Annotated in this window: 18 protein-coding genes; 3 read left to right on the forward strand and 15 right to left on the reverse strand. The window is 65.4% G+C overall.

The window, feature by feature from the left end; translation table 11 throughout:
- Nucleotides 1-53 precede the first annotated feature (53 nt).
- A complete protein-coding gene (locus A6F68_RS02325) occupies nucleotides 54-944 on the forward strand; it encodes a glycine zipper 2TM domain-containing protein (protein WP_067675791.1) in 891 nt (296 codons plus the stop codon).
- Here A6F68_RS02325 and A6F68_RS02330 read toward each other — a convergent pair.
- From A6F68_RS02330 to A6F68_RS02375, 10 genes are all read right to left on the reverse strand, one after another.
- Entirely contained in the window at nucleotides 931-3,432 is a 2,502-nt protein-coding gene (locus A6F68_RS02330) for a fimbria/pilus outer membrane usher protein (RefSeq protein WP_084001521.1), read from the reverse strand. The genes A6F68_RS02325 and A6F68_RS02330 overlap by 14 nt on opposite strands.
- Entirely contained in the window at nucleotides 3,404-4,165 is a 762-nt protein-coding gene (locus A6F68_RS02335) for a fimbrial biogenesis chaperone (protein ID WP_067675797.1), read from the reverse strand. Before A6F68_RS02335 ends, A6F68_RS02330 begins: the two co-directional genes overlap by 29 nt.
- A gap of 25 nt (nucleotides 4,166-4,190) precedes the next feature.
- Nucleotides 4,191-4,643, reverse strand: a complete 453-nt coding sequence (locus A6F68_RS02340; RefSeq protein ID WP_067675800.1) for a Csu type fimbrial protein — start codon at nucleotides 4,641-4,643, stop codon at nucleotides 4,191-4,193.
- A gap of 207 nt (nucleotides 4,644-4,850) precedes the next feature.
- Nucleotides 4,851-5,372, reverse strand: coding sequence for a Csu type fimbrial protein (locus A6F68_RS02345; RefSeq protein ID WP_084001523.1), 522 nt, complete (start codon nucleotides 5,370-5,372; stop codon nucleotides 4,851-4,853).
- A gap of 80 nt (nucleotides 5,373-5,452) precedes the next feature.
- Nucleotides 5,453-6,415: a ParB/RepB/Spo0J family partition protein gene (locus A6F68_RS02350; RefSeq protein ID WP_067675806.1), complete on the reverse strand. Its 963-nt coding sequence runs from the start codon at nucleotides 6,413-6,415 to the stop codon at nucleotides 5,453-5,455.
- Complete coding sequence (locus A6F68_RS02355) at nucleotides 6,412-7,188, reverse strand: ParA family protein (RefSeq protein ID WP_067675809.1); 777 nt, start codon at nucleotides 7,186-7,188, stop codon at nucleotides 6,412-6,414. Before A6F68_RS02355 ends, A6F68_RS02350 begins: the two co-directional genes overlap by 4 nt.
- Nucleotides 7,185-7,817 (reverse strand): 16S rRNA (guanine(527)-N(7))-methyltransferase RsmG, encoded by a 633-nt coding sequence (gene rsmG / locus A6F68_RS02360; protein WP_067675818.1) that lies wholly within the window; start codon nucleotides 7,815-7,817, stop codon nucleotides 7,185-7,187. The genes A6F68_RS02355 and rsmG overlap by 4 nt, the downstream gene beginning before the upstream one ends.
- Entirely contained in the window at nucleotides 7,814-9,664 is a 1,851-nt protein-coding gene (gene mnmG / locus A6F68_RS02365; RefSeq protein WP_067675824.1) for a tRNA uridine-5-carboxymethylaminomethyl(34) synthesis enzyme MnmG, read from the reverse strand. The genes rsmG and mnmG overlap by 4 nt, the downstream gene beginning before the upstream one ends.
- A 69-nt stretch (nucleotides 9,665-9,733) precedes the next feature.
- Complete coding sequence (gene mnmE / locus A6F68_RS02370) at nucleotides 9,734-11,002, reverse strand: tRNA uridine-5-carboxymethylaminomethyl(34) synthesis GTPase MnmE (RefSeq protein ID WP_067675829.1); 1,269 nt, start codon at nucleotides 11,000-11,002, stop codon at nucleotides 9,734-9,736.
- Nucleotides 11,003-11,040: 38 nt separating this feature from the next.
- On the reverse strand, nucleotides 11,041-11,310 hold the full coding sequence (locus tag A6F68_RS02375; protein WP_067681886.1) for a DUF6489 family protein: 270 nt from the start codon (nucleotides 11,308-11,310) through the stop codon (nucleotides 11,041-11,043).
- Between the two features lie 96 nt (nucleotides 11,311-11,406).
- Here A6F68_RS02375 and A6F68_RS02380 point away from each other — a divergent pair, with 96 nt between their 5' ends.
- Nucleotides 11,407-12,105 (forward strand): dienelactone hydrolase family protein, encoded by a 699-nt coding sequence (locus A6F68_RS02380; RefSeq protein ID WP_067675833.1) that lies wholly within the window; start codon nucleotides 11,407-11,409, stop codon nucleotides 12,103-12,105.
- Nucleotides 12,106-12,126: 21 nt separating this feature from the next.
- Here the strand turns inward: A6F68_RS02380 and A6F68_RS02385 are convergent, their stop codons facing one another.
- Nucleotides 12,127-13,263 (reverse strand): aspartyl/asparaginyl beta-hydroxylase domain-containing protein, encoded by a 1,137-nt coding sequence (locus A6F68_RS02385; protein WP_067675834.1) that lies wholly within the window; start codon nucleotides 13,261-13,263, stop codon nucleotides 12,127-12,129.
- Between the two features lie 68 nt (nucleotides 13,264-13,331).
- Here A6F68_RS02385 and A6F68_RS02390 point away from each other — a divergent pair, with 68 nt between their 5' ends.
- Nucleotides 13,332-13,730 (forward strand): nuclear transport factor 2 family protein, encoded by a 399-nt coding sequence (locus tag A6F68_RS02390; protein WP_067675835.1) that lies wholly within the window; start codon nucleotides 13,332-13,334, stop codon nucleotides 13,728-13,730.
- On the opposite strand, the gene A6F68_RS02395 is transcribed toward A6F68_RS02390, so the two are convergent.
- From A6F68_RS02395 to hemE, 4 genes are all read right to left on the reverse strand, one after another.
- A complete protein-coding gene (locus A6F68_RS02395; protein ID WP_084001526.1) occupies nucleotides 13,727-14,104 on the reverse strand; it encodes a hypothetical protein in 378 nt (125 codons plus the stop codon). The genes A6F68_RS02390 and A6F68_RS02395 overlap by 4 nt on opposite strands.
- Nucleotides 14,105-14,206: 102 nt before the next feature.
- Entirely contained in the window at nucleotides 14,207-15,472 is a 1,266-nt protein-coding gene (rho, locus tag A6F68_RS02400; RefSeq protein ID WP_067675837.1) for a transcription termination factor Rho, read from the reverse strand.
- A gap of 186 nt (nucleotides 15,473-15,658) precedes the next feature.
- Nucleotides 15,659-16,102 carry a CopD family protein gene (locus A6F68_RS02405; protein WP_084001528.1) on the reverse strand — a complete coding sequence of 148 codons (444 nt, stop codon included), beginning with the start codon at nucleotides 16,100-16,102 and terminating at the stop codon, nucleotides 15,659-15,661.
- Between the two features lie 31 nt (nucleotides 16,103-16,133).
- On the reverse strand, nucleotides 16,134-17,159 hold the full coding sequence (gene hemE / locus A6F68_RS02410) for a uroporphyrinogen decarboxylase (protein WP_067675843.1): 1,026 nt from the start codon (nucleotides 17,157-17,159) through the stop codon (nucleotides 16,134-16,136).
- Between the last annotated feature and the right edge of the window lie 33 nt (nucleotides 17,160-17,192).

A 17,192-nucleotide genomic window follows, 5' to 3' on the forward strand; every position in this document is an offset into this window, starting at 1 on the left:
CGCGCTCCGAGTCGATCATCCGACGATCGCGCGCAAACTGGGGAATCTTGCGCATGACCGCACACCGCCTGTTCGCCCTGACCGCTGCGGTCAGCACCTTCGCAATTGCTGCACCCGCACTGGCACAGTCGGACCCGGGGTATCAGTACGCCGAGCCTGTTCCCGAAGGCGAGGTCGTCTTCCGTAGCGATCCGGTGATCCAGTCGGTGCCGGGCGCTATCGTCACCCCTCCGGTCGAGATCGTGGAGGTCGAAGGGGTTGCCGCGCCGGCGGCGCCTCACTCCCATCCGGGACATCCCATGTCGCATTCCGCGACGCCGTATCCCCCGCAACACCACGCCGTGCCGCACGCCGGGCCGGCCTATCCTTATCCGGCACCGCATCATGTCGGCCATCTCCCGGCACCCCCCCGCTTCGATCGCGAGGCGTGGCTGGCCGATTGCCGCGATCGCATTCGCGGCGTCGACCGCAGGGATCGCGCCGGGGTTATCGGCGGCTTGCTCGGCGCCGTGGCCGGTGGTGTCATCGGCAACCGCGCATGGGATTCGGAACGCCTGGCCGGCACATTGCTGGGCGCCGGTGTCGGCGGACTTGCCGGCCTCGCGATCGGCTCCGCTATCGGTGCCGCCGGCAACCGTCGCCGCGAGGACGAATGCGCCATGTACCTCGATCGCTACATGGCCGCAGGTCAACCGGGATACGGCTACGGCCACCCCGCCTATGGTTACGGATACGGCTATGCCTATCCGGCGATCGCCTACGTTCCGGTGCTCGTCCAGGTCCCGCAGCGCGCCGTCGTTCGCGAATACGTGACCGAGGAATGGGTCGACGTGCCGGCGAAACCGCATGCGAAGTCGCACTCGACGACGCAGACCAAGATCATTCGTCAGCCCGCCCCCGCGCCCCGCGCCGACAAGCGCACCAAGCTGATCAAGGCGAAGTAGCAGCCAGGACGGTCGCGCGCGGTGGGTCGGCGGGGGAGAGCCCGCGCGCGGCCCGGGCAGGCTTGCGACCGTTCCGCTTGGCCACCGTCCGCGGCTCGATGTCGTCGGCGGCGATCGTCGACGGGACGCAGACCAGCGGTCCGTCACCGGCCTCGAGGTCCACGCCGGTCAGGTCGACCACGCACCCGCTCCCGGGAGTGCCGACGATCAGGCGGCGATCGCCCGCGCCAGCATTGATTTCCGCATAGCCGTCGAACCCGGTCAGCGAGACTTCTCCCGAAGGCTGAGCGCGAACGGGCAGCCCGGGCGAAAGCGCATTGCCGGCCGAGTCGACCAGGACCCGCATGACCGGCACGAACCGGATCGCGTTGATCTCGACCAGCGCGACCGCTCTTTGCGGCACGCGGATCACGTGCTTCGTTTCGCGCACCAGGGCATCGCGCGGAAGCTGCTTGTCGTCGACGTCGATCCGCACGGGCAAGCGCGGTGCGATATCCTGGACCAGCAATCGGCCCTTGGCGTTAGTCTTCCCGACGAATCGGTTCTCGAGAGTTATCGGAACGTCCGCTACCGTGCCCGTCTGGACGAGCGCGAACCCGGTCTGCGAGCGATTGCGGGCATATATCTGACCCCCTGCGAGCAGCAGCGACCCGCGCGCGTTGGCGCGAACCGCCGGGCGGCCCGATACCCACTCCGCCTCGCCGTCGAGCTGCATCATCCGCCCGCGCCAGCCGACCCGACCGTTGATCGATTGGTCGCCCTGGTCGGTTCGTGCGGAGAAGCCGTAGCCGATGTCGCCTTCCCGCTCTTCATCGCGGGAGAAGTAGATCCCACCCGACCGGTCGTTGGTGCCGTACTTGGCCTGCGCCGCCACCCGGTTGCGGCCACCAAACGAGAACGACAGGCCCGCTGAAACCGACCGTTCGGCGACACCGTTGGCCTTGCGGTAGTTGGCGGCGAGGATCGCCCGCGCGCCACCGAATACCTCGGCCTGCACGCTGGCGACCGCAGAATCGATCCGCCGCGCCTGCCTTGCGAAGCGCGGATCGGCTCTCTCTTCAGAGCGGACGACGCCCACCTGCATCCGTATATCGTCTGTCGGACGATAGAAAGCGTTTGCAAACAAACGCTTGGGCGGCGTGGGATCTCCCAGCCTGCTGGCTACGTCGCGATAAGTTGCGCCAGGCAAAGTTGCGCCGGCAATCAGGCCCAACTTTGTCGCGATGGACTCGAATCCAAAGTTCACAAGCCGGCCCGATCCCGCGTCCGCGTCATCGCTGAAGCGCCCTTCGAAAGTTGCCTTAGCCAACTTCGCGATCACGAAATCGGCGCGCGCACCCACGTTGACGAGGCCGGCGGTCCACTCACCGCTGGCCTCGACTGTCAGTCCCGGAGAGAGACCTCTGCGATAATAGAGGGACGTGGCCGCAGGACCGTAGTCCGCGCTGGCCAGTCCGTATCTTCGTCGGACGAAACCGGCGTTGACGGCATAGGCCGATCGTCCCGGTGCGAGCAGGTCCCGCGAAACATAGAAACGCGCGGTCTGGATCGTTTCGCGCCCCAGGGCATCGCGCAGGACTGCAGTGACCTGGCCGCGGCCGAGCGGTGCGGGAATGTTCTGGACGGTGAAATCGCCGGGCTCGAGCTTGGCGACTTCCCTGCTGCGGTCGGCGTTGACGATGTCGATCGTGGTCGGCACCGCCACCGTCCCGCTGAAGGCGGGAAGCGGCAGTCCGACAAGGTCGGGACGGAGGTCGAAGTCGGTACCGAGCTTGAGTCCGGCCATCCTGACGGGACGCTGGGAGTGGCTGCCGGCGCTGGTGAAATCGCCGGCTGTGGCGACAAGCCCCTTGCGATCCCAGAGGTATTCGAGCCGAGAATCGAGCCTTGTTGCCTTGACCCCTCCATCTCCCGTCGAACCCAGGATCCGGGCGCTGGTCGAGAACGAGAGATTGCCGCGGACGAGTGCGGCGTCGAACAGGCCACCGGCCGTGACCTCGCGCGGAGTGATCGCCGTGGTGAGGTCGTAGTCGAGCCTGACGGCGAGCAGCGGCGTGCTCTCGCTGGGACCATAGTTGCGCGCACTCAGGTCGCGAAAGTTGGGCCCGTCGTTCTGCCGGAACAGCGCCACGGTGAGCCGTTGGCGAAACGAATCGTACTTCCACTGGTAAAGCTTGAGCGAGGCGAGCGCGATCTGGCCCTTGGCGCCGGAAGGAACGGGCAGCCCTGCCGCACGCGCCTCCTCGGCATCGATGGTGGCATTGTCCCCCTTGCCCTCGATTGTGACCATGCGCGATTTCTGGCGCCCGTCGACGACGATTTCCGACAGCAGGGGCCCGGTCTCGATCGACTGGGCCGAATCCACAGTCAGCGTCTTGGGCAGGGCGAACGGGTCGCTTTGCGCCTGTGCGGAGTGGGAGAGGAGGCCGGCGAAACCGGCCGCGAGGGCTAGAAGCGGTCTAGCTGCACGAAGCGATGGGCTGCGCATCGACCGTCTGGCCGTCGATCTGCGCAACGATCTTCACCGCGCCGAGAGAGCAGCCCCTTCCGATCGGCCAGGTGATTGTCGAGTTGCCATGGACGTAACGCAGCGAGTTCTCGCCGAGCTGGACGTCTTCCCCACCAAGAGTCTTCACCGCGAGATTCACGATCCGCGCCGTCGCACCGCCACTGTTGGCGAGTTCGAGTCGGTCGTCCTTCAGTTTCCAGGCAAAGCTGGGGGCTGTGGCCGTGTCGCGATCGACGAACACGGGAAGCGAGAAGCGGATGCGCGTTGCGGCCTGACCGGCCTTCACGCTCTTGGGGTCCGGCAACTGGTCGACGACCAGCCTGAACCGCTTTTCCCCCGGACTTGACCCGGCCTTGCGCAAGATGCGCACGATCTGGGTCTCCCCGGGAGGGATCATCGAAATGGACGGGGAAAGAACGAGTTCGTTCGTCGGCGCATAAGCATCCGCACCTTCGGCCTGGTTCCAGGCAAAGAGGCGCGACTGGACAGCAATCTCGCGCGACGAGGTATTGCTCAGATAGACCGTCGCCCCGGAGGTGCCGCTGTCGATCTCCGTACGAAGCGGAGCGATCGACAGGCTGGCACCGCCGATGTCGGCGATCTGGGCGGCCTCCGCCTGGCCCTGGGCCGAAGCAGTGGACGCCATCCCGACCAGCGATCCGCCGATCCCGAGCGCTGCAGCGAGGCTGAAGAACAGGGAACGACGGATCATCGGCAGGGGCTTTCCTTGAAGTGGGTCAGTACTGCAGCGAAACGACGACGAGGTCGGCGTAGCTGTCGGCGGCCACCGGACCCGACGGGCTCAGGACGCCCGCGAGCGAGTGGTCGACATCGGCGCCGGTACCGGTACCGCTCAAGGCGCCGGAGGAGCCGTCGATCTCGATGTAGTACGGCACGAATGCAGTCGCGTCGGCATTCGCCATGCGGCGGAAGCCGCCCGATTCGTTTTCGCCCATGCTGATCGACAGGTCGTAGGCCGTGTCGATCGTGCAGTTGACGGTTGCGGTGCCGCTGGCGGTCGCCGTCGTCACGTCGGTCACGGTGCCGAAGTCGAGGGCGGCGGGAGTCTGCAGCGTGCAGTTGTTGAGCACGTTGAGCGTGACTTCCATGTCAGCGGTCTTTTCGGCGGCAAGCGAAGGCGTCGCGGCCAGCGCGGCAGCCAGGGCGGCGGTTACGGCAATCTTACGCATGTGAAAGGTCCCCTTAGGTCTCTGGCCAATCGGCCGGGGTGCGCCATAACGCCGCAAGTCTTGAAAATTCGCTAAAGGCTTGACAGCCCGTTAGTTCTTCCGTCCGTTCGAATACCTAGGACATCGTGGTTAATTCGAAGTTAAACACGCAGGCAGATGCGCGCTTCCGGCCCGGGCACATCCCGAGCTGTTCGAAAGTGGCGCTGATCAGAATTCGAGCGTAACGGTGACGGTGTCCCGGTATTCCGAGGCACGTACGTTCTTGAGGTCGGCGGTGCCGAAGACGGGCAGCACGGTCGTACCGGTCAGCGGCATGGTGCCGAGGACGCTGTTCGCCGGCGTATCGCCCCAAGGGAGCAACCGCGCCGCATCGCGATAGATGCGATATGTCGCATACCAGACCTTGCCCTGGGCCTGACCGCCATACATCCGTCGGCTTGCTCCGTCGAAATGAAGGCCGTTGTCGATGCCTACGCGGTAGGCGACGCCCGGCGTGCACTGAAGCGTCACCGTCGTCGAGGCAGTCGCGGTTGTGGCGCCCTTGGGCGGAAATCCGAAATTGAGCCAGTCAGCCTGCACCCGACAGGTCGACGCAACGCGCAGGAGCACTTCGGTCGTGGCGGTCTTCTCGCGGGCACTGGCCGGTGAAGCGCATAGCGCGGCAACCGCGCCCGTCGCCATCACGAGCACGCGCAGTTGCCTGGCGCAAGAAAGGCAAGTGGCCCCCATCAGAGCGGGCCATTAGCGGCAAATACTTACCGGCCGTTTAAGCCTGCTTGCTCACCTTGTCGCGAAAGGACGATCGGACTTCAGATATCGCCGCCCGTAAGCCTTTGACAAATAAGGTCAAGTTGGTCGAGCGTTCGATAACGGATCGTTACTGCGCCGGAGCGCGGATCGTCGTCCGTCTTGATTCGGACTGTAAGACCGAGGAACTCCTCAAGGTGCCGCTGGACCGCGGCGATATCCGCGTCCTTCGCCGGATCGCGGGCAACCCGGGCTTGCCGGCGCGTTCCTTCCTTGGAGGTGCTGCGACGGACGAGCGATTCGACTTCGCGAACCGACAGGTTGTCGCGTGCCGCCCTCGCCGCGAGCATGACCGCGTCGGGATGACCGATCAGAGCGCGCGCGTGCCCCATCGAGAGCTTGGTTTCCTCGACGAGGTCGAGCACCGGCTCGGGAAGCTGGAGCAGCCGCTGGAGATTGGCGACGTGGCTGCGGGACTTGTCGACCAAAGCGGCGATCTCGGCCTGGCTCATTCCTTCCGATTCGGCGAGGCTCTGGTAGGCACGCCCCTCCTCGACCGGATTGAGGTCCTCGCGCTGGAGGTTCTCGATCAGCGCAAGCGCCATCACCTCGCGCTCTTCGAGGTCGCGCACCAGCGCAGGAATCTCGTGCAAGCGCGCCTTCTGCGCCGCCCGCCAGCGCCGCTCGCCGGCGACCAGCTGGAAGCGTCCACCAGCAAGCGGCCGGACGATAACCGGCTGGATCACCCCGCGCTGCGCGATGGAGGCGGCGAGTTCCTCCAGCGCCGCCTCGTCGAACCGACGGCGTGGCTGTCCGGGCAACGGCTCGATCGCCGATACAGGCAGGGATGCGAGTCCGCCAGACACGGAACTGGTTGAACTTCCATCGCTTTTTGACGTTACGAGAGGTTCCTCGCGCCGTGTCTCCCCGAGCAGCGCACCGAGCCCCTTTCCGAGCCGTTTGCGCGTATCGTCCTTCGGTCGATCGGGGATCGAGAAGCGAATCGGGTCGGTCGGATCGCTCATGCAGCTTTCCTTTCGGCAGGAAGACGGCCGATCAGTTCGCGCGCGAGGGCCATGTAGGCGCGGCTGCCGGTGCAGTTGTGATCGTAGACGAGTGCCGGAAGCCCGTGGCTGGGCGCTTCGGAGAGGCGGACGTTGCGCGGTATCACCGATTCGAACACGAGTGGGCCAAGACAGGCGCGGACATCGTCGGCGACCTGGTCGGTCAGGCGGTTGCGGCGGTCAAACATGGTGAGCACCACGCCGATGATCCCGAGGTCGGGATTGAAACGCTGCTGGACGCGCTCGACCGTGAGCAGGAGCTGCGACAAGCCCTCCAGCGCGAAGAATTCGCACTGCAGCGGCACGAGCAGGGTATCGGCGGCACCAAGCGCGTTGAGCGTCAGCAGGCCGAGCGACGGCGGACAGTCGATGAAGGCGATTTCGTGCCCCCGGTGGTCTGCCAGGGCCTTGGTCAGTCGCGCGGTTCGGTCCTCGACATTGACGAGTTCCACCTCCGCTCCGGACAGGTCGACCGTAGCCGGGACGATATCCAGGCCCGGGATCGACGTCGGCGCTATGCACGATTCGAGCGATGCCCCATCGACGAGGAGGTCATAGCTCGATCGTTCGCGGTCGTCGGTGCCGACACCCATCCCGGTCGAGGCGTTTCCTTGCGGATCGAGGTCGATAAGCAAGGTTTTCCAGCCGGTTGCAGCCATGGCGGTGGCGATGTTGATCGCCGTGGTCGTCTTGCCCACCCCGCCTTTCTGGTTGGCGACTGCAATGGTGATCATCGACCGGATCCTTCCGCCACTTTTCCGACCACGATGCCCGCCTCGGGGTCGCTGACCGAGTGTTCCACGTGAAACATCGGGCGCAATCGCTTCGGTAGTTCCGCGACTTCCTGCTCCGCCGACCGTCCTTTGGGCAACAACCACACTGTGTCGCCTGTGGAAAAGCGGCGCGCAAGCGCAACGAGTTTGGGCAGCGGCGCGAACGCGCGCGCGCTCAAAACGTTCACTTTGTGGTCGGGGACGAGCTCGAGACGCGAACCGATGACGGTGCAGTTCGCAAGGTGCAGGGCCTCCTTGCACCGTTCCAGCCAGTCGATTCGCAGCCGCCGCGATTCGACCAGCTCAACTTCCAGCCCAGGGCGCATTGCCGCGATAACCAGTCCCGGAAAACCCGCGCCCGTGCCGAGGTCCATCCAAGGTCCATTGTGGCCAGCGGGGAGATGATCGAGCAGCTGTGCGCTATCCGCAATGTGCCGCTGCCATATTGTCGAGAGCGATGCAGCCGATACCAGGTTCTGGCGCCCGTTCTCTTCCCTCAACGTCTCCGCGAAGTCCTCGAGCCGATCCAGCGCGTCGGCATCGCACCGCTCGGCGACGAACGCCCGCGCTTGCGCCTCATCGACGATCATGCCGCCTCTGCTCTCGGGCGCCGGATATGAACCATGAGTGCCGCCAGTGCGGTCGGGGTTACCCCCCTCACCCGACCGGCCGCGGCGAGCGTCGAAGGCCTCGCTGCTTCCAGACGCTCGATCATCTCGTTGGAGAGGCCCGGTACGGAGCGGAACGCGAAATCGTCCGGGATTGCGTGATTCTCCGCCGCTTTGAGGCTGCGCAATTCTTCGTCTTGGCGCGCCACGTAGGGGGCATACGCGGCGTCCTCGAGTAGCTCGACACCTACTTCGTCCGCCGTGAAACCCTCGGGTAGCATCGTCGACAGCTCGCCTGCCCCAAGTCCGTGGGATATCCACTCGCGGAGAGATTTTGCCGCAACGTCTCGGCGCACTTCCACGCCGCTCTCGTTGAGTTCCTTTCCGGACACGTTCCGATCCAGCGCGTTGTTCCACGTGGAACGCAGCTCGTCCCTCTCTCGAACCCATTCCGATCGTTCCGGGCCCAGTGCGCCGATATACGCCGCCATAGGCGTCAGGCGCGTCACGGCATTGCTTGCGCGCAGACGGAGCCGATACTCAGCTCGCGACGTAAGCATCCGATAGGGCTCTGAAACTCCGTGCAATGTGAGGTCGTCGACCATGACCGCCAGATAGGAGTTAGACCTGTCGAGCGACACCGGTTCGCGGCCCAAGACGGATGCCGCAGCACCCATACCGGCGACGAGGCCCTGGGCGGCTGCTTCTTCGTATCCCGTGGTCCCATTGATCTGACCAGCGCAGAAAAGACCTGGAATCGCGCGCACCTGAAGGGTGCGATCGAGTGCTCGCGGGTCGATATGGTCGTACTCCACCGCGTAACCGGGCACCACAATCTCTACGTTCTTGAGACCCGGCATGGTGCGAACCATTGCGATCTGGACGTCGGTGGGAAGCGACGTACTGATCCCGTTCGGGTAGATGAGGTGCGAACTTAGTCCCTCGGGCTCCAGAAAGACCTGGTGGCCATCCCGGTCACCGAAGCGATGGATCTTGTCCTCGATTGACGGGCAATAGCGCGGCCCCGCTGCGCCGATCGCGCCGCTGAAGAGCGGCGACCGATCAAGCGCGCCACGGATCAGGTCGTGCGTTGCGACATTCGTCCGCGTGATCGCGCAGGCTAGCTGCGGATTGCACCGTCCGCGGGTCAGTGGGGACATTGTCCAATGGTCAGGATCGGAGTGCTGCTCGGGCAGAACGGCCCAATCGATCGTGCGCCCATCCAGCCGGGGCGGCGTTCCAGTCTTGAGCCGCGCGATGGGTAGGTTGGCGTCTCGCAGCTGTGAGGCGAGGCGATGGGCAGCGTTCTCCCCGATACGCCCACCCTCAAGGCGCTCCTCTCCGCGGAACAACCGCCCACCAAGAAAGGTCCCGGTACACAGAACGACAGCCTTCGCCGCAAGCGCGGTGCCATCGGCAAGCGACAGTCCCGATACCCGGTCGCCGGAGAGAGAAAGGGCCGCTGCTTCGCCCTCCATGACTGTCAGGTCACCCTGCCGCGCCAGAAGTGCCTGAACTGCGCCACGAAAAAGGGTGCGATCGGCCTGGATGCGTGGGCCCCAGACTGCGCTGCCCTTGGACCGGTTTAGCATCCGATAATGTATGGCGGCAGTGTCCGCTGCCCGGGCGATCAGTCCGTCGAAGGCGTCGACCTCGCGCACGAGGTGGCCCTTGCCCAGTCCTCCGATCGCCGGGTTGCAGCTCATCGCACCGATCGTTGCGCGATCGAAAGTCACCAGTGCGACGCGCGCACCCATCCGGGCGGCAACGGCTGCCGCCTCGACCCCGGCGTGACCTCCGCCGACTACGATGATGTCGAATTCGCGCATGATGGTATGGCCACGCCCCTAGTCGAGCGACGCCCGGCGGTCAAAACCTCCGATGTTCCACGTGAAACATCACTTTCCGATGCAGAACCGCCCGAACAGCGCGTCGAGCATGTCTTCGGTCGAGGCGCGGCCCGTGATCCGATCGAACTGATGCCGCACGATCCGCAGTCGCTCCGCCACGATCAGTGGGTCGCTCAAGAACCCGTCCCTCAGCTCGTCTATCGCGACTTCCAGAACCTCCCGCTGGCGACGATTGAGAGCAACCTCGCCGGGAACGGGCAACACGGCCCGTGCTTCCCGCACGATATAGGCCCATAGCCTCGCTATCCCCTCGCCGGTCGAAGCGGACACGGCAGCGAACGGCGCGCTTTTGCGTCCCGCTTGCGTATCGATCTTGGCGTCGATTTCGAACGCTCCCGCAGGACCCTCCCCTTCGGGTCCCAGCCACAATACGATGTCCGCCTGCGCGAACTCCGCCTCGGCACGGGCAATGCCCATGGCTTCGATCGGATCGCTCGTTTTAGCCCTCACGCCCGCCGTGTCGACGAGGACCAGTGGAGTTCCATCGACCGCGACCGGCCGCTCCAGCGTGTCGCGCGTGGTCCCGGGGATGTCGGTAACGATGGCCGCGTCGGTCTCCAGCAACGCATTGAACAGACTGGACTTTCCAGCATTGGGCGGGCCGGCGAGAACCACCCTCACCCCGTCGCGCAGCCGTTCGGCCGGGGGACGCGCGAGCCAGGCGGCTATCTCGTCGGCCAATGCGGAAACCCCGTGGACGAAATCCCCCGGAAGCTCGCCGACGTCGTCCTCATCACCGAAATCGAGCACGGCCTCGACCGCCGCCGAGAGCGCAAGCACCCTTTCCCGCCACCGATCGACCTGCCGCGAAAGAGCCCCGCCCGCCACCGCAAGCGCTGCACGCCGCTGTTGCTCGGTCTCGGCGGCAAGAAGATCCGCCAGCCCTTCGGCCTCGGACAAATCGATCCTGCCATTCGCAAAGGCGCGGCGGGTGAACTCTCCCGGCTCGGCGTGCCGGAGACCTGGAATGGCGGCCAGAGCGTTTTCGACGGCCGCCACGACCGCGCGGCCACCGTGGAGATGGAGCTCGGCAACGTCTTCCCCGGTGGCGGTTCCCGGACCGGGCAGCCATATCACCAGCGCCCGGTCGAGCTCGCTTCCGTCGGAGCGACGCAAGGTTGCCGCGGTTGCATGGCGCGGGGCGGGCAGTCGGCCGGCGAGGCCCGCGAGCGCAGCGCTCGCTTCGGGCCCGCTGATCCGCACGACTGCAATTCCCGCGGGAGGAGCACCGCTGGACAGCGCGAAGATGGTATCCATCGGTTCGATCCGAACGGCCGGCCCAGTGCGGCGGCGCGCTACTCGTCCTTGTTCGTGCTACGCCCGCCCTGCGAACCCTTGCTCGCAGCGGTGGCCCCTTCCATGAAATTCTGGAACAGTTTCATGCCGATCTGGCCCATCGGCGCCATCTGTCCGGCCATTTCCTGCAGCTTGTCCACGCTGCCCACGCCCTTCATCGCCTTCGCCATGAGATCGACGTAGACCTCGTTCGCCTTGCCCACGTCGGGAAGCCCCATGAAGGTACGCGCTTCCTCGGGGGTGCAGTCGATCTCGATATGGACCTTCATCCCGCGCTCCTGCGTTATCGCCTGCGACACCTGTCACACGGGCTTGGCAAAGTCCATCACGCGCCGTTACGCTCTTGCATAAGCCAGGGAGATACCATGACCGACCTCACCCGAATCCCGACCCTTGAGGGGGACGAAGCGTTCCCCGCCTATGTCGCGCGTCCAGAGCATGACGCGACCGCCGCGATCATCGTCATTCCCGAGATATTCGGGGTGAACCCGGGCATCCGGGCCAAGTGCGACGACTGGGCTGCGAAAGGTTACTTGGCCGCCGCACCCGATATCTTCTGGCGCTTCGCAGAGGGCGAGGAACTGGACCCCGACGTGCCCGAGCAGTTCCAGAAAGCCCTTGAAAACATGGGTCAATTCGATGCGGATGCGTGCGTCCGCGACATCGAGGCGCTGATCCACTGGCTCAAGGGCGAGGCTGGCTGCGCGAAGGTGGGCCTCGTCGGGTTCTGCCTTGGCGGACGGATGGCCTACATGGCCGCGGCGCGGACCGACATCGATGCCTCGGTCGGCTACTACGGCGTGATGATCGACCAGATGCTCGGCGAATCGCACGCCATCGCCAACCCTCTGATGCTGCATATCCCGACCGCCGACCATTTCGTCGGGCCGGACGCCCAGGCAAACATGCACGCCGGGCTCGACGACCACCCCAAGGTCACTCTGCACGACTACGAAGGCCTCGATCACGGTTTCGCTGCGGAGATGGGCAATCGCCGCGACGAAGCCGGCGCGAACCTCGCCGACTCGCGCACCGAGGCGTTCTTCGCCGAGCACCTGGCCTAGGCAAGGGCCTGGGACCGGGGTCTACTCGTTGTAGGCGGCGATCGTAGCGAAAAGCCGGGCCAGCGCCTCACGCTCGTCGGGGGCGATTTCCGGTCGCCAGATTTCGAACAGCAGCACGGTGCGCGACCGGTCCCCATCGTTGCGCGCCTCGTGCTCGATGCTGTCGTCGAACACTAGGGGCACCCCGTCCCGCCATTCACGCACCTCGTTGCCGACCCGCAAGGTGCATCCCGGCGCGGTTCGGATCGGAATGTGGCAGATCAGCCGCGTGTTGAGCATCCCGTGATGAGGGCGGATGTGCGCCCCGGGCAAGAGGCGCGACCAGAGCGAGACGGGTGACCGGGCATCGATGCGCGGCATCGGTGCAAGCTCCAGCGCAGCCATGGTCGCCGGACACCGGTCGGCGTTGGCCGCCACCCGCTCCCCGCCCCGCCAGAAATAGAATGCCCCCCAGGCCGGATCGTCGAGCAAGGGGTTGTTCGGCGCGGGACGATTGGGCTCGGCCTTGACGTAAGGTGTGAAATCCGCAGCGCCCGCCGCGTTCTCGACCGCCTCAAGCTCGGCTTGCATCCGGGGAACCAAGGCAAGCATTGGCTCCAGCCAGGGGAACTCAGCCGGTTCGTAGAACTGCCGCTGCGGCAGCTCGGGAAAATAGAACACCGACGGTTGCTGCAGGAAAACCTCCCGCTTCCCCGCCATGAGGTCCAGCGCCATCGCGAGCCGCGGGCTCGGCGGCTTGCCGATCGTGTCGCGCAGATACTCCGCATAGCGCTGCTGGCTTTTGCCAATGTACGCCTGCCCGTGCTCCAGGAGCGGGCGCAACTGCTCCGGACACCCTCCCGAAACCGCATTCTGGTTGAGCGCAGCCTGGTAATGGCTCGTCGCTCCCCCGGAATCGCCGTCCTGCTCGAGCAGCTGCGCCTTGAGGAGCAGCGCTGGCACGCTCCGGATATCGAGCGCCAGCCGGCGATCGAGCGCCGACATGGCTGCTGCCCTGTCGCCGGTCGCCGCCTCGGCGTTGGCCAGCAGTTCCCACGGCATGTCGGTCGGCGCGAGTTCGCTCGCAAGCTGGCGCAAGCCGTCCGCTGCCCGGCCGAACTGGCGATCCCTGAAAGCGGCGACTGCGGTGTCGAGGCGATCGCGCTGATCGGGAGTCACCGAGCGACCCTCGCCAACGGGGCCGACTGCTGATAGCCAGTACGTGAAACAGCCGGGGAGGAAACGGGATGGCGCATAAGGGACTCGATCTATGGCACCGGGTCCTGTCCGGTGGCAACAAGCCAGCCGAGCTCGCAGCGATCATCCGCGAGGATGCGGTGTTCCACTCGCCGGTCGTTCATACGCCGCAGAAGGGCCGCGACCTCGTGGTGGCCTACCTTGCCGCGGCGGGCGTCGTGCTCAACACCGACAAGTTCCGCTATGTCCGCGAGTTCGCGGAAGGGAACAACGCACTGCTCGAATTCGTCACCGAACTCGACGGGATCCACATCAATGGTGTCGATATCATCACCTTCGACGACGATGGATTCATCACCGATTTCAAGGTCATGGTCCGGCCCCTGAAGGCCATCAACAAGGTCTGGGAGATGATGGGCGCGCAGCTGGAACAGGCGAAGGCGGGCTAGACCGCGCGCAGCGTGGCGGAGCGAACCCGGTCCTTGGGCCGGTCGAAGCTGTCGAGGATGTCTGCGAGCTCCAGCCGGCTCGGCATGTAGACTCGACCTTCGGGCAAGGCGACCTCCTCGCGGGTGCGCGGCTCTACCAGCCGCCAGCCCTCGGGCTTGCTCAAACTGAACCCGGCCATCAGGTCGACCGGTAGTGGAGCCCCCATCCAGGTTGCGAACATGCGCGACGAGAAGCGATCGTCCGGCACGCCCGGCGAGAGCGGCAGACCCAGACTGCCGAAGAGAGCAACCGCATCCTTCTCGCCGAGCAGCACATCGACGTCGCGTACCGGAAGCGGCATCGCCCCGTGCAGGGCTGCGGCCGCACTCGACATTACCCACCAGGGTTCATTCGTATAGACGAGCAACCCTGCAACGGCACCGAGTGTGCGCCTCAGGTCGGACGGCAATTCCGCCACCCTCCGACGCCCAACCGACTACTGATTCATCGTCGCGAAGAAGTCCTCGTTGGTCTTGGAATCCTTCATCTTGTCGAGGAGGAACTCCATCGCGTCGATCGTGCCCATCTGCATGAGGATGCGCCTGAGGACCCACATCTTCGACAGCTTGTCCTTCTCGACCAGCAGCTCTTCCTTGCGGGTGCCGCTCTTGCCCACGTCGAGCGCGGGGAAGATGCGCTTGTCGGCGACCTTGCGGTCGAGGACGATTTCCGAGTTGCCGGTGCCCTTGAACTCTTCGAAGATGACTTCGTCCATCCGGCTGCCGGTGTCGATCAGCGCGGTGGCGATGATCGAGAGCGAGCCGCCTTCCTCGATGTTGCGCGCCGCGCCGAAGAAGCGCTTGGGACGCTGCAGCGCATTGGCGTCGACACCGCCGGTCAGAACCTTTCCGCTTGAGGGAACGACGGTGTTGTAGGCGCGGCCGAGGCGTGTGATCGAGTCGAGCAGGATCACCACGTCCTTCTTGTGCTCGACCAGGCGTTTGGCCTTCTCGATCACCATCTCGGCGACCTGCACGTGGCGCGTCGCCGGCTCGTCGAAGGTCGAGGAGATGACCTCGCCCTTCACGCTGCGCTGCATGTCGGTGACTTCCTCGGGCCGCTCGTCGACCAGCAGGACGATCAGGAACACCTCGGGATGGTTGTCGGTGATCGCCTTGGCGATATTCTGCAGCAGAACCGTTTTACCGGTGCGCGGCGGGGCGACGATCAGCGCGCGCTGGCCCTTGCCCTGGGGGCTGATGATATCGATCACCCGCGCCGACTTGTCCTTTACCGTCGGGTCAAGGGTGTCGAGCGACAGCTTTTCTTCCGGATAGAGCGGCGTGAGGTTGTCGAAGTTGGTCCGGTGGCGGACCTGGTCGGGATCTTCGTAATTGACGCTGGTGAGGCTGGTCAGCGCGAAATAGCGCTCGCCTTCCTTGGGAGCGCGGATTTCGCCCTCGACCGTATCGCCGGTGCGCAGGCCCCATTTGCGGACCTGGTTGGGCGACACGTAGATGTCGTCCGGACCGGCGAGGTAATTGGCCTCGGGGCTGCGCAGGAAGCCGAAGCCGTCCTGCAGCACCTCGATGGTGCCCACGCCCATGATCGATTCTTCGTATTCCTCGTCTTCGGCCAGCTCGCGCAGGATGCAGAACATCAGGTCCTGCCGGCGCATCGTGCTGGCGCCTTCGACGCCCAGGTCTTCGGCCATCTCGACGAGCTCGGCCGGGGTTTTCTTCTTGAGGTCTCTCAGGTGCATTTCTTGTTTTTCCGTAGTCTGGAAGCGGCCGGCCGGTCGTATGGGCTTGGGGAAAGCGCGACCCGGTCTCCGCGCTGCGTCGCGGGCCGGAAAGCCGGTTGGTGGCGCGGGGAATAGGCCCGGCGCGGCGCCCGGTCAATTCGCTGCGTGCTCCGTTCGTCGCAGCGTCACATTCACCCGCGATGCCTAGAAGGGGCGGACGATCACCAGCACGACCACGATCGCCGCGACGAGGCCAGGCACTTCGTTCAGCAGGCGCAGCTGCTTGCCGGTAAGGGTGCGCTCGCCGCGGGCGAGTTTCTTCGCATAGGCCGCCATCCAGCCGTGATACCCCGAGAGGACGAGGACCAGCAGCAGCTTGGCGTGGAGCCACGGTTCGCTCCAGAGACCCGCGGTCGTCGCTAGCAGGATGCCCAGGACCCACACCACGATGATCGACGGCAGGAGGATAATCTTCAGCAGCTTCCGCTCGCGGTCGACCCACAGCGCTTCCTCGGGCGAGCCCGGAGCGGCTTCCTGGTGGTAGACGAGATAGCGCGGGAGCATGAACAGGCCGGCCATCCAGAATATCACGAAGATCACGTGGCCCGCCTTGAGCCAGAGGTAAGTCATCGCGAGAACGCCGTCCATGCGCGGCATTTAGGGTGCCGGCACGCCATCGTCACCCCCTCCATGCGCGAACCGTGTCGCGCAGCGTCACGACATGATCGATCGGGGTGTGCTGGCCGATGCCGTGGCCCAGGTTGAAGACATGCGGCCGGTCCGCGAAGGCGGCCAGGATCGCGTTCGTCCGTTCCACAAGCCGGTCGCCGCCGGCAAGCAGCAGGAGCGGATCGAGGTTTCCCTGCACCGGCATGCCAGCAGGAATTTCCCGCGCGGCCCAGGCCGGATCGATCGTCTCGTCCACCCCGACCGCATCGACCCCGGTCTCGCGGGCATAGGCGGCGAGCTTGGCGCCGGCGCCCTTGGGAAAGCCGATCACGGGCACGCCGGAACAGCGCGCCTGCACGGAGGCGGTGATCGCGGCATTCGGCGCGATGACCCAGCGTTCGAATTCGTCGGGCGCAAGACTGCCGGCCCACGAATCGAACAGCTGCACGGCCTCCGCGCCCGCTTCGATCTGGCCGACGAGATACTCGATCGTGACGTGTGCGATTCCATCGATGATCGCACCGAATGCACCGGGGTCGCGATAGGCGAGTTCGCGTGCGGCGTGGTGGTCCTTCGATCCCTCGCCATTCACCATGTAGGTCGCGACGGTCCAGGGCGAGCCCGCAAAGCCCAGAAGCGTCGTCTCAGGGCCAAGGCCGGCCTTCACGGCGGCCACGGTTGCGTAGATCGGCCCGAGGCGCTCAGGGACCGCCTGTAGGGCACTGAGGGCGGTATCGGCGAGCCGGGGCGAGAGGTGTGGGCCCTCCCCGGCCAGAAACGCGAGATCCTGGCCCATCGCATAGGGCACGATGAGGATGTCGGAAAACAGGATCGCCCCGTCGAAGCCGAACCGCCTGATTGGTTGGAGAGTCACTTCGGCCGCGGCTTCGGTATCGTAGACCAGCTCGAGGAAACCGCCTTTCTCTGCCCTCAGCGCGCGATATTCGGGCAGATAGCGTCCGGCCTGGCGCATCAGCCACATCGGGACCTGCTCACCCCGGGACCCGCGCAAAGTGTCGAGAAGCAAGCCGGGCATCGCGTCTAATCCAATTCAATGAGATTCTAAGAA

Origin of the sequence: Tsuneonella dongtanensis, from assembly GCF_001698205.1 — a bacterium.
Classification (GTDB): Bacteria; Pseudomonadota; Alphaproteobacteria; order Sphingomonadales; family Sphingomonadaceae; genus Tsuneonella; species Tsuneonella dongtanensis.

Coding starts and splice junctions, on each gene's coding strand:
- A6F68_RS02325 (WP_067675791.1), top strand. CDS start 54: ATGACCGCACACCGCCTGTTCGCCCTGACCGCTGCGGTCAGCACCTTC.
- A6F68_RS02330 (WP_084001521.1), bottom strand. CDS start 3,432: ATGCGCAGCCCATCGCTTCGTGCAGCTAGACCGCTTCTAGCCCTCGCG.
- A6F68_RS02335 (WP_067675797.1), bottom strand. CDS start 4,165: ATGATCCGTCGTTCCCTGTTCTTCAGCCTCGCTGCAGCGCTCGGGATC.
- A6F68_RS02340 (WP_067675800.1), bottom strand. CDS start 4,643: ATGCGTAAGATTGCCGTAACCGCCGCCCTGGCTGCCGCGCTGGCCGCG.
- A6F68_RS02345 (WP_084001523.1), bottom strand. CDS start 5,372: ATGGGGGCCACTTGCCTTTCTTGCGCCAGGCAACTGCGCGTGCTCGTG.
- A6F68_RS02350 (WP_067675806.1), bottom strand. CDS start 6,415: ATGAGCGATCCGACCGACCCGATTCGCTTCTCGATCCCCGATCGACCG.
- A6F68_RS02355 (WP_067675809.1), bottom strand. CDS start 7,188: ATGATCACCATTGCAGTCGCCAACCAGAAAGGCGGGGTGGGCAAGACG.
- rsmG (WP_067675818.1), bottom strand. CDS start 7,817: ATGATCGTCGATGAGGCGCAAGCGCGGGCGTTCGTCGCCGAGCGGTGC.
- mnmG (WP_067675824.1), bottom strand. CDS start 9,664: ATGCGCGAATTCGACATCATCGTAGTCGGCGGAGGTCACGCCGGGGTC.
- mnmE (WP_067675829.1), bottom strand. CDS start 11,002: ATGGATACCATCTTCGCGCTGTCCAGCGGTGCTCCTCCCGCGGGAATT.
- A6F68_RS02375 (WP_067681886.1), bottom strand. CDS start 11,310: ATGAAGGTCCATATCGAGATCGACTGCACCCCCGAGGAAGCGCGTACC.
- A6F68_RS02380 (WP_067675833.1), top strand. CDS start 11,407: ATGACCGACCTCACCCGAATCCCGACCCTTGAGGGGGACGAAGCGTTC.
- A6F68_RS02390 (WP_067675835.1), top strand. CDS start 13,332: ATGGCGCATAAGGGACTCGATCTATGGCACCGGGTCCTGTCCGGTGGC.
- A6F68_RS02395 (WP_084001526.1), bottom strand. CDS start 14,104: ATGTCGAGTGCGGCCGCAGCCCTGCACGGGGCGATGCCGCTTCCGGTA.
- rho (WP_067675837.1), bottom strand. CDS start 15,472: ATGCACCTGAGAGACCTCAAGAAGAAAACCCCGGCCGAGCTCGTCGAG.
- A6F68_RS02405 (WP_084001528.1), bottom strand. CDS start 16,102: ATGGACGGCGTTCTCGCGATGACTTACCTCTGGCTCAAGGCGGGCCAC.
- hemE (WP_067675843.1), bottom strand. CDS start 17,159: ATGCCCGGCTTGCTTCTCGACACTTTGCGCGGGTCCCGGGGTGAGCAG.